The organism is Aminobacter sp. P4_H6_2, from assembly GCF_056400805.1.
In genome coordinates, this window is the sequence record NZ_JBFUKO010000139.1 from 1 (window position 1) to 10,148 (window position 10,148).

Annotated in this window: 9 protein-coding genes; 2 read left to right on the forward strand and 7 right to left on the reverse strand. The window is 58.8% G+C overall.

Going from position 1 to position 10,148, the window contains the following annotated elements; genetic code table 11:
* Positions 1–1,429, forward strand: a 1,429-nt coding sequence (locus AC1DUU_RS12675; RefSeq protein ID WP_476783774.1) for a putative bifunctional diguanylate cyclase/phosphodiesterase, incomplete at its 5' end; no start/stop codon positions are given.
* 565 nt (positions 1,430–1,994) lie between these two features.
* Here the strand turns inward: AC1DUU_RS12675 and AC1DUU_RS12680 are convergent.
* Positions 1,995–2,249 carry a hypothetical protein gene (locus tag AC1DUU_RS12680; RefSeq protein ID WP_476783775.1) on the reverse strand — a complete coding sequence of 85 codons (255 nt, stop codon included), beginning with the start codon at positions 2,247–2,249 and terminating at the stop codon, positions 1,995–1,997.
* A 381-nt stretch (positions 2,250–2,630) separates the two neighbouring features.
* Here AC1DUU_RS12680 and AC1DUU_RS12685 point away from each other — a divergent pair, with 381 nt between their 5' ends.
* Positions 2,631–3,359, forward strand: coding sequence for an SOS response-associated peptidase (locus tag AC1DUU_RS12685; RefSeq protein ID WP_476783781.1), 729 nt, complete (start codon positions 2,631–2,633; stop codon positions 3,357–3,359).
* 280 nt (positions 3,360–3,639) lie between these two features.
* Here the strand turns inward: AC1DUU_RS12685 and AC1DUU_RS12690 are convergent, their stop codons facing one another.
* From AC1DUU_RS12690 to AC1DUU_RS12715, 6 genes are all read right to left on the reverse strand, one after another.
* Positions 3,640–5,394: a putative bifunctional diguanylate cyclase/phosphodiesterase gene (locus AC1DUU_RS12690; protein ID WP_476783776.1), complete on the reverse strand. Its 1,755-nt coding sequence runs from the start codon at positions 5,392–5,394 to the stop codon at positions 3,640–3,642.
* A 66-nt stretch (positions 5,395–5,460) separates the two neighbouring features.
* The gene (locus AC1DUU_RS12695) at positions 5,461–6,447 is read right to left on the reverse strand and encodes a GlxA family transcriptional regulator (protein WP_476783777.1); all 987 of its coding nucleotides are present in this window, start codon (positions 6,445–6,447) and stop codon (positions 5,461–5,463) included.
* Positions 6,448–6,945: 498 nt separating this feature from the next.
* Positions 6,946–7,254: a hypothetical protein gene (locus AC1DUU_RS12700; RefSeq protein WP_476783778.1), complete on the reverse strand. Its 309-nt coding sequence runs from the start codon at positions 7,252–7,254 to the stop codon at positions 6,946–6,948.
* A gap of 319 nt (positions 7,255–7,573) precedes the next feature.
* Positions 7,574–8,302 (reverse strand): cation efflux transmembrane domain-containing protein, encoded by a 729-nt coding sequence (locus AC1DUU_RS12705; protein WP_476783779.1) that lies wholly within the window; start codon positions 8,300–8,302, stop codon positions 7,574–7,576.
* 216 nt (positions 8,303–8,518) lie between these two features.
* Positions 8,519–8,986, reverse strand: a complete 468-nt coding sequence (locus AC1DUU_RS12710) for a DUF2721 domain-containing protein (RefSeq protein ID WP_476783780.1) — start codon at positions 8,984–8,986, stop codon at positions 8,519–8,521.
* Positions 8,987–9,071: 85 nt separating this feature from the next.
* A complete protein-coding gene (locus tag AC1DUU_RS12715) occupies positions 9,072–9,701 on the reverse strand; it encodes a hypothetical protein (protein WP_476783782.1) in 630 nt (209 codons plus the stop codon).
* Positions 9,702–10,148: the final 447 nt, after the last annotated feature.

Sequence of the window (10,148 nt, forward strand, 5' to 3'; positions counted from 1 at the left end):
GGGCAAGCCCGGAATCTTGCTGCAGAAGCTGTCCGACGACCGCATCGTTTCAGTGTGCCATCAACCGATGGATGCGGGTGGCTGGGTCGCCACCTACGAGGACATCACTGAACGTCATCAGGCGGAAGCGCGCATAGCACATATGGCGCGCCATGATCCGCTAACTGGGCTTCCCAATCGCCTGCTGCTTCGTGAGCGCTTGGAACACATGTTAACAGAAGGTCTCACTCATCAGCAGGACACTGCGGTTCTCTGCCTTGATCTGGATAACTTCAAGAACGTCAACGACACGCTCGGCCATCCTGTTGGCGACGCATTATTGCGCGAGGTCGCAGCCCGGATATTGGGGCTCGTTCGTGAGTATGACGTGGTCGCCCGGCTTGGGGGTGATGAATTCATTGTTGTCCAGCCCGCTGTTAGCGGCGACGAGGCAGGACGGGTGGCAGAACGCCTAATCGAAGCCCTTGAAGAGCCTTATCAGCTTGACGGTCACTTGGTAGTTATCGGCGCAAGCATCGGAATAGCGCTGGCGTCCGAAACAACCGATCCTGACGATTTGGTGAAAAACGCCGACCTAGCGCTCTATCGTGCCAAAAGTGATGGGCGCGGGACTTATCAATTCTATCAGCCGGAGATGGACGATCGGTTGCAACGCCGCCGCATGATTGAGCTCGACCTCCGAGCAGCCGATTTCGACAAGGAGTTCGAACTCGCTTTCCAGCCGATCGTTAGTCTCCAAAGCAAGGAGGTCACGACGGTTGAGGCGCTGTTGCGGTGGCCAGGGTGCCAACGCGGTCCGATTTCGCCAGACGAGTTTATCCCAATAGCTGAAAGCACGGGTCTAATTGTACAGCTTGGCGCGTGGGTGCTGGAAAATGCCTGCCGAGAAGCAATGCGCTTACCGGGGAACATCAACGTCGCCGTCAATTTGTCGCCGAGCCAATTCAGAAGAGGTAACATCGTCGACACAGTTTCTGGAGTGCTCTCGATGACAGGCCTTCCCGCCGAGCGCCTTGAACTAGAGATCACTGAGTCCCTTTTGCTTGACGATAGTAAGGAATCCTTGCTTGCGCTGAACCGACTCCATGCGCTCGGAGTTATAATCTCGCTCGATGATTTCGGGACTGGTTACTCGTCGCTCAGTTATTTGAGGAATTTTCCGGTCGATAAGGTCAAAATCGACCGCTCCTTCATCGCGGAGATCGTGGGAAATCGAGACCATATGGCTATTGTTAGCGCGATTGTGAACCTTGCCCATGCCCTAGACATAACCACCGTAGCTGAGGGCGTTGAAACAGAAGAACAGCTGCTGATTATTCGGGCCACCGGATGCGACGCGGTACAAGGACATTTTTTTAGCCCGCCCAGGCCGATTACACAACTTCAGCAATATCTCCAAAGGCAGCCCCATCAGTTGACGCTCGCGTAGCCCGGGTCGGAACTATACGGAGCCGCTATGCGTTCGAAGTGGCAAAGGAGACCGCTATGTTGAGAACGATCGCACTGTTAGCCGTTGGCTACGCCTTCTATCGCTTAGGCCGAGAATTCATTGCCAGCGTTCCGTCTGATTTCAAGCCCATGCCTGCGACGCCAATGAAGCCTAAAAGGCGATCGCCTGCGGCCAAAAATTCGACTTCGACCAAACGTCCCACCGCCAAGGCCGCGTCAGCCACAACGCACTGATGAGGCTGCGTGCCGTCCGGTCGAGTTATCGCCCATACTTTCGGAAGAACATTAGCGAGCCGCAGCGCTCAATGGGGTTACAATCATCAGTTCGTGGCCAGGCGCCGTTGATGTTGCCTTTCTCCCGATCTTTGACCGGGTGTTGATTTCCACTGCGAGCTGACCCGGCGTTTCCACCGAGAAGTTCTCAATGGAAATATCGGGCTGCGCCGGGTCAGCTCGCAGTGGAAATCAACAGCTCACATACACAGCGGAATTCTGTCCGGCCGCCGGACCGGTGTCAACAACGGCCATGTGGCCCCGGCAGAACTTCAAGCCTTTTCCGAAATCCGCAACAAATGTGCCGCGCGCGTCTCTATGACCCCGCGGATGACTTTCAGGATTTCATGTGTAATGCCCGCCTCCTCGAATTCCGCCAGTAGCTTGTCGGCCTGCCCCCCAATGCGCCCTGCCAGTTCGGTCATGTCCTTGACCAAAAGGCGCTGCGCGCCGCGCGTGTCCGGGACGAGCGCGAGCCACTGCTTCAGCTGTATCGTGTCTGGAATCGAACGTCCGCCGATCGCCATGGCGAGTTTCTTTGCCAGTCGCGGATAAGCCGCCGTGCAGAGGACATCGTAGAGTGGAGCGAGGTCAGGTTGGGGAACGTGAGAAATTTGCGAGGCCGTACGAAGCGCCGATTTCATACCGTTCGAGGGGGCCGGACATGCTTCCGTACCTGGATGTTGCACTTGAATTTCAAGATCGGATTGATCCGGACTTTAGGCTGCCGTTGAGGCAAGTAGTCGTAGGGCCAGGGGTGCCCTTCGACCGAAATTCACGTTCACTTGGTGCGTTCCTCGCCTCCACTGGATACAGCGACACCAAGATAATCCAGTCGCATATTCCGTTTCGGCCCTGAGTTCTCGGAAAGCTAGATTCCGCACCCTCGCATCGCTATCTTGTCCGCCATGTGCGGAAGAGTGTTCGTAAAGACCTCAATCGACGGCATCGTGCGCAGCTTCGCCTTCGCCCAGAAGGGCGAGGCCGAGCAGCTTGGCAACACGTTCCCGCGCTGGAATGGCGCGCCCAGCCTCGACTATCCGATCATCGTCATGGACCGTGACCTGAAAGGCCCGGCTTTCGTGCGGGCCATCTGGGGCTTTATCGGCAGGCGCGGGCCAAGCTCCACCGGCCAGCGGCCGCCGATCAACGCGCGGTCGGAGACGATCGCCACCAACGGCCTGTTCAAATTCGCCTACCAGCAGCGCCGCGCCCTGATGCCGGTCGATGGCTATTTCGAGTGGAAGGACATTTTTGGTACCGGCAAGAACAAGCAGCCCTACGCCATCGCCATGGCGAACGACGCGCCCTTTGCGCTTGCGGCGATCTGGGAGAGCTGGCGCAACGCCAATGGCGAGGATTTCTGCACCTTCGCCGTCGTCACCTGCGAGCCCAACGAGATGATGGCGACCATCCACGACCGCATGCCGGTCGTGCTGGCACCCGGGGATTACATGCGCTGGCTCGACCTCGACGATCCGGACCCGCGCGACCTGATGAAGCCGTTTCCCTCTGAACTGATGAAGATGTGGCCGATCGGCCGCAAGGTCGGCAGCCCAAGGAACAACACGCCTGATATTCTCGACCTGGCCGAGCCAGACCCGGAACAGCCGGCACCCGAAAAGCCCTTGCCGTAGCCGCCCCAAGGCAGCTTTCTCAGACCACCGATCCCGTGAGGACGTCAGAGCAAGGCTCGAACGTCGGTCCATAACCTGCCATAGGTGCAGCGATCGAATATCGGCGTGAGTGGGCGCTTGCAGAGACCGTCGGCTTTCGGGCGGCAACGTTCAGTTAGCTGCCGTTGAACGGCGGGAGTTCAACAACGGTTCGTGCCCCCAAATCGGCTAGGCAAACTGTGCCCGGACCCGGGATGGAAGCCATCGGTCCACTTCAACTAAGGATCAACTTCAACTGCCGTTAGGYGACGTCCGTTCCTCCGCTCCCCATCCGTTCCAAGCTGGCGGCGAAGCCTTCAGCATCGGTTGGGATTCCGAATAGATAGCCTTGGCCAACGGGACATCCCAGTTCGCAAAGCATTGCTCGCTGGACGTCGGTCTCCACGCCCTCCGCGACCACCGTCAGGCCAAAGGCGCGTCCCAGGTCGATGATAGCCCGGACAATTACCATCTTGGAGGGGCTCGTCGCGAGTTCATTGACAAAGGTGCGATCTATCTTGATCTCGGTGACCGGAAACGTTTCGAGCGAGCGCAGGTTCGAATAGCCCGTGCCGAAATCGTCTACCGAGAGTCCGACGCCGATCTGCCGCAGCCGCTCGAATGCGTCCATCACGCCGGGAGTGTCATTGAGGAACATGCTCTCCGTGATCTCCAAGGTAAGCCAGGCAGGCTCGGCGCCGGTCCGTTGCAGGACACGGTCGAGCATTTCGGCCATGTCGCGCTGCAGGAATTCCGCCGCGGACACGTTGACCGAAAAGCGAAGTGCCTTGTCGCGGTGTGCGTTGACGCACCGGGCGAACGTCGCGACGGTAGTCAGGCTTCGTTCGGTGAGATCAAGCAGCAGTCCTGATCGCTCCGCGGTCTCGATAAAACTGCCGGGAAGCTGGCTGCCGAACAGGGGATGGTTCCAGCGGATCAGCGCTTCCGCGCCTAGCCACTCACCGGTGAGCAGGTCGACCTGGGGTTGGAAGTGATACACGAACTCGTCGTTCGCGACCGCGACCTTCAACTCGCGTGTCATTCGCACACGACGGCGGGCTTCCTCGTAGTCCGCGTTCCGAAACCGGCGCGGACCACCCAGCGGGTCAGACTTGGCCGCCCACAGGGCGGTCCCGGCATTGCGGATCACGGAAATGGCGCTGCCCCCAGCCTGGCCAATCGCATATCCGATGGCGAAACGCAGTGAGACATTGGCCCCTGCTACCACGAAATCTGTGGCAAGTGCAGCGGACACCAGTGTCACGATCGACCCGGCACCCGCTTCGTCCGGGAGCTCGAAAGCCAGGGCGAACTCATTCGCACCCATCCGCGCCACCAGCGCAGCGCCAACCTCCCGCAGCCGTCGCCCGGTTTCAGAAAGGAGGGCATCGCCGATCTCGAAACCGTATCCGGTGTTGAGGTCATGAAAACCGATCACATCGAGCTTCACAATCAGAAGCGTCGCCGTGGCGTGCTTTGCGAAGCGTACTTCGGCAGCCAGGATGAAGGATTGACGGTTCAGACAACCCGTTGTGCCGTCCAGGTTTGCGACGCGATCAAGGGCGTGATGCGCCTGCCGTATCGCCGATACGTCGCGCAGGATGCCGAGGTAGAGCAGTTCCTCGCCGACCCAGGCGGGTCTGAGACTGAGACTGTTCCAGAACGCCGACCCGTCCTTTCGATAGTTGCGCAGCGTCGCGTCCACAGGCTCCCCCGCCTGGATCGCTGCGCGAATGCGGGCGATCTCCGGTTGGTCGCGTTCATTGCCCTRCAGGTAGCGGCAGTCTTTTCCGATGACCTCATTCCGAGCGTATCCCGTCAGGCACTCGAAGGACTTGTTTACGTAGAGCAAAGGCGCATTGGCGCCCAAACGCTGAGCGATAGCGATCCCGTCGGTCAGTTCCTCGACCAACGTCGGAAGGATTGCCCTGACCGCGTTGGACCTGAGCCCATCGTCGGAGGTGCTCGACCCGCGCTTCGTAAAGTCCGACGGCATGAGTTTGCTGAAGTCTTCCATGACACGAGCCATGGACGGCGACCTGATGGGAGGCAACCCACGGCTGAGGCGGTTTCAGGACAACCGTCAGCCGTTATCGGACAAACTGGCCCTTGCTCCATTCCCGGACGTCCGGAAGCGATCGCGGTAGTCGGACGGCGTCACGCCGACATGCGCAAGGAACGCACGGCGCATGGCTCGCGCCGATCCAAAACCACTTCTCTCTGCGATCGATGCGATCGACAGCCGGCTCCCTTCCAAGAGGAAGCGTGCAACGTCTAGGCGGGTCAGCTCGACATAGAGAGATGGCGATAAACCGACCTCCTGCGAAAAAACGCGCGTGAAGTTGCGCGCGCTCATCGCGGCGATCCTTGCCAAGGTGGTGACCGAGAGGTTCTCGGCAGGATGGTTCAGGACATACTGCTGGACATTATAGAGCCGGCTGCGGTCAATCGCCTGTGCCGCCAGATGCACGCTGAATTGTGACTGATCACCTGGTCGCTTCAGGAACACGACCAGCCGGCGGGCCACGAAGAGCGCCACTTCTCGGCCGAGGTCCTCCTCGACGAGGGAAAGGCCGAGATCGATCGCCGCGCTGGACCCAGCCGACGTTATCATCGCGCCATCACGGACAAAAACCCGGTCGCCTTCCACCCGCGCCTCGGGGAAGCGCTCGGCAAGCAAAGAAGCAAACTKCCAGTGCGTGGTAACATGCCTGCCTTTGAGTAGGCCAGCTTCGCCAAGTACGAATGCCCCTGTGCATACGGAGCCGTAGCGCCGCGTCTGGGGGGCCATACTCGTCAACCAGTCAATAACGTGCCTGCCCGGGCCGTGAGGAACTCCGACGCTCCCGGCCACGAGCAAGGTGTCGGGGGCACTCGGGTACGTGTCGAAGGCGCAGTCGGACAACACTCTCAGGCCTGACGCACAGCGGATCGTGCGATCATCTTCCGCGACGACGGCAACATCATAGAAGTTCTTGCCTGCACGGGCGTTCGCTTCGGCGAACACGTCCATTAGCCCGGCAAGTTCCAGAGAATGTACGTCTGCAGGCACGAAGATGGCGATCCGCATGAGGATATCTCTTCACGGTCCAAAAAGACTCGAAGCTTTCGACGAAGATTTACGCGCCGACGCCGGTCCATTCCGGCGACGGTCTCACAGTGCCGGCAGGCCGTCAAAGTCAAAGGAATCGGGTTGGAACCGGCGGAAGACACCGTCTGGAGGCCTTCATTTTCGCTTGAGCCGTCGACCCGAACGGCCGCTGTCAGGATTGCTTTTCCGGGACCGGCATCTTAGTGGAGCGCAAAGCTGTCGGTTGCTTCGGCTGACCTGACGTCAGTTTTTACCACTCGTCCGCGGAAAGCGGACGGACAGGTTCCCACCCATTGACGCTGTAGACCTTGGCACCTCTGCTTCCAACGCGGGAAATGATTTTCCGCAGCTCATTTGGGGCCGTAAAAGGAAGGTCTGTTTTCGAGACGAATTTGCGATGAGCGACAGTTGCTGCACCCGGCGGTAGTTGGACCGTGGGTTCAAGGGCATAATTGCGTAAACTAGGAGGTGGTCTCGTCAGGGGGCGTGCAGCCGTCTGAAGATGTCGTAGTCCACCGACGAATGGCATTGGGCGACCAACCCGGCTTGCCGGATTTCGTCCAGCAAGGCTTCGCGATAATAGCTCTCGCCACGCAGGAAGGACTGCTCGTGGTAAGTCACTATGGTCTTGACGCCCGTCCGCTCCTGCAGCCGCACCAGATCCTGTGGCAGCGCGTGATGGCGCGAGATGACCTCGGCGCGCTCCTCCACGCTGCCGCCCAAGGAGGCATGGACGAGATTGGCTTTCGAGGCGACATCGGCGACGAACAGGTCCGCGCTTTGCACGGCCTCAACCGGCTATCGCTGTAGCGGCAGTCGCCGCCGACGACTATGACGCGATCCTTCGCCGTGAAACGGTATGCATAGCAATGATCAGGTGCTTGCCGTGCCCAACAGGCAGCTGCCATTCGAGCTACAGTTGCTCGGGCGGAGAGCACGAGATGCAAATCAATTCCACCATAAGCGGCAACAATCGCCAGCGTTGGGTGGGGGCGACGTTCCAAGGAATGGCGTGAGCGTTGAGTAGCCCAACAACGTGATTTCGTACCGCTCAGTTGCGCCAGCTTGGATCGCCACTCTTAAGCCTTCTGGCGGGTCGCAATTGTTATGCTGATGCAACCTTGTGTTCGTTCCGCGCTGCCTCCCAGACTTCCCTAGCGGCATCGACGTTCAACGCGGCAATGCCTAGCCCCACGATTAGGTCTGGCCAGGCGGACACCCATACCAACGCTGTGGTTAGCCCCGCCGCAATAATTGCGACATTGGCGAACGCATCGTTTCGTGCCGATAGGAATGCAGCGCGCGTCAGGCTACCGCCATGACCGCGATAGCGAGCCAACATGAAAGCGCAGGTCAGGTTAATGACAAGCGCGCCACCGCCCACAAGTGTAAGGGAGGCAGGGTCGGGGGGTATCTGCGTGTTGAGCTTATCCCATGCAGTCCACAATGTGGCGAGACCCGGAACGAGCAGTATCATTGCAAGCGCCATGCCGACACGTRCTCTTCCGATTGCGCTCCAGCCAAGAGCGGCGAATATCAGAAAATTGACCGAGGCATCTTCTAGAAAATCGATGCTGTCAGCAAACAAGGATACCGAGCCGATAGTAAGAGCGACGCCAAATTCGACTCCGAAATATCCAAGGTTGAGAAGCCCGACGATGGCTACGACCCGACGCAGCTTAGCATCGGCCTTTGTTGTTCCCACGCTACGCCCTTTGCATTCAACGATCACCCACGATGGCGATCTGTGCGAAACCGAGGCAATTTCGGCAGCTCGCGCTTTATTCACCAGAGAATGCAAATCAAACAGATAGCGCGCCGATTCACCACCCATGTAAAATAGGAATGGGTCACCACGGTCACAGTTCGGTAGCGATTTCAGCCTGCGGGCGGCTACAGCGCATTTTGGGAACGCGCCGCCCCCGACTGCTCCATGCAAAGCGCTAACATTGGATACAAAAATGCGAGTGTGGCAGAGGATCGCACACGAAACAGCCAAAAGCACATCACAATCGGCTCATCCGTCAGCTGATACGATCCAGTAACGTCGTCACTGCATCCCCGACCCTCCGTTGACAGCATGATGGTCATAATCGTTGAGGGCAATTCTGACTTCACGTGCAAGTGTGAGGAGCGCGACCCCAAGCAGGACAAGGGAGATCGTGAACAGCAGGCCCGCCCCGAAAACGTGCTGTCGCCCGAAGAAGGCACTGGCAAAGGAAAAGATCACTAGAACCGTGGCGACGACACCGCTCGCGACAACGTAGAGCATCGCCCTGTTGACCAACCGCGCGCGGCATCGAAGCCGAGGTAGGTCATCCTTGAGGTGGCTCTTCGGATGAGCCTCGGCGGGTAGCTCGTTGAGATCGCGGATCCTACCGAGAATGTTGGTTAACCGGGTAAACAACATCGAGACGAAACTCGCGACCACGCCAAGCAGGAAGGACGGAGCGATCGARTGTGAGATCACCTGGGAAATCTGATCGGGAGATGTAGCATTGAATAGGTCATTCAGCATTGCGAACCACTAAATCCACACCAAAAGGACCTACCCTTTTCCGCCCCCTTTGAGACAACGCCATCCCCCCAAACCGCGGAATTTCTCAGTAGCACGGCGGATATGGGTAGAAACCGCACGCCGGCCGCACATAAGGATGTGGGTAGTAATAGGGTGCTGCCGCCGCAGCTGCTCCGGCATACCACGCTCCGCGATAGGCGGTCCTTCGTGCCGCTCCGGCGAAAGAAAGTGGCGTGAAGGGCATACCGATGATGTCTATGAACGTCGACGCAGGTCCATCTGCGCCATCGATGCTCCCCTCCAAAATGTCGACGTCGAAGGTCAGCGTTTCGCCTTCCAGCTTTGGAGCTTTCAGAGTTACCACCGCATCGAGGACGGAGCTACCGTCCTTTCCAAGAACCGAAACCGTCGCGTTGGGCGGGTCCTTTGCAAAGCTGTCGCTGCCCTCTGCCCATTCTTCGATCACGTGTGAAGTGAGCACATGACCGGCGGCGCGCACCGGACGATCAGCGAACATGATGGAGTTTGGCGACACGCCGGAGAGAACAAGCTTACCGCCGGTAAGACTCGCACCCCTGGAGTTGAGCACGATCAGGGCGGGCTCGATCTTGGGTTTCGCTGCGCCGATCGATTTCGTTGCGGGCGCCGAGATCGCGTCCTCCGCGAGCGCGCTACCACATAGCGAAATTCCGGCGACCGCTGTCACAGCTAACATGATGGACCTGAACGCCACTGGTATACTCTCCTTCAATTTGAGCATCACTTTCCGCTTTTCTGATGCGAAACTTCACAGGGTGATCGACAGGCGAACTCGTGAACTGGTCGTGCTACACTTCTGGACGCCTGCAAAAAGCGAACTAACGTCTGTTTCAGCCGGCGGATCGCGTCGAGCCTCCATAATCATCCTCGTTCGACCGCCTCCTCAATGAAGCCTGGGTGAGCTCCAGCAAAGAAACACCATTGACACTTTGCTGTGCCGGCCGCGGTCTGAGGATGTAATTTACAGTACGTTACGTGGAGAATGAGCGTTCCACGTCGTCAAATTTGCCTCGGCTACGAAGGGGGGGCGCCATCGGCGCTGCGAGCGCATTGCGGGATAGTTTGGAACCCTCGGGAGAATGCCGCTTCGGTTCCAAGCGCAGGTTCGCTCGCCCTTGGCTGA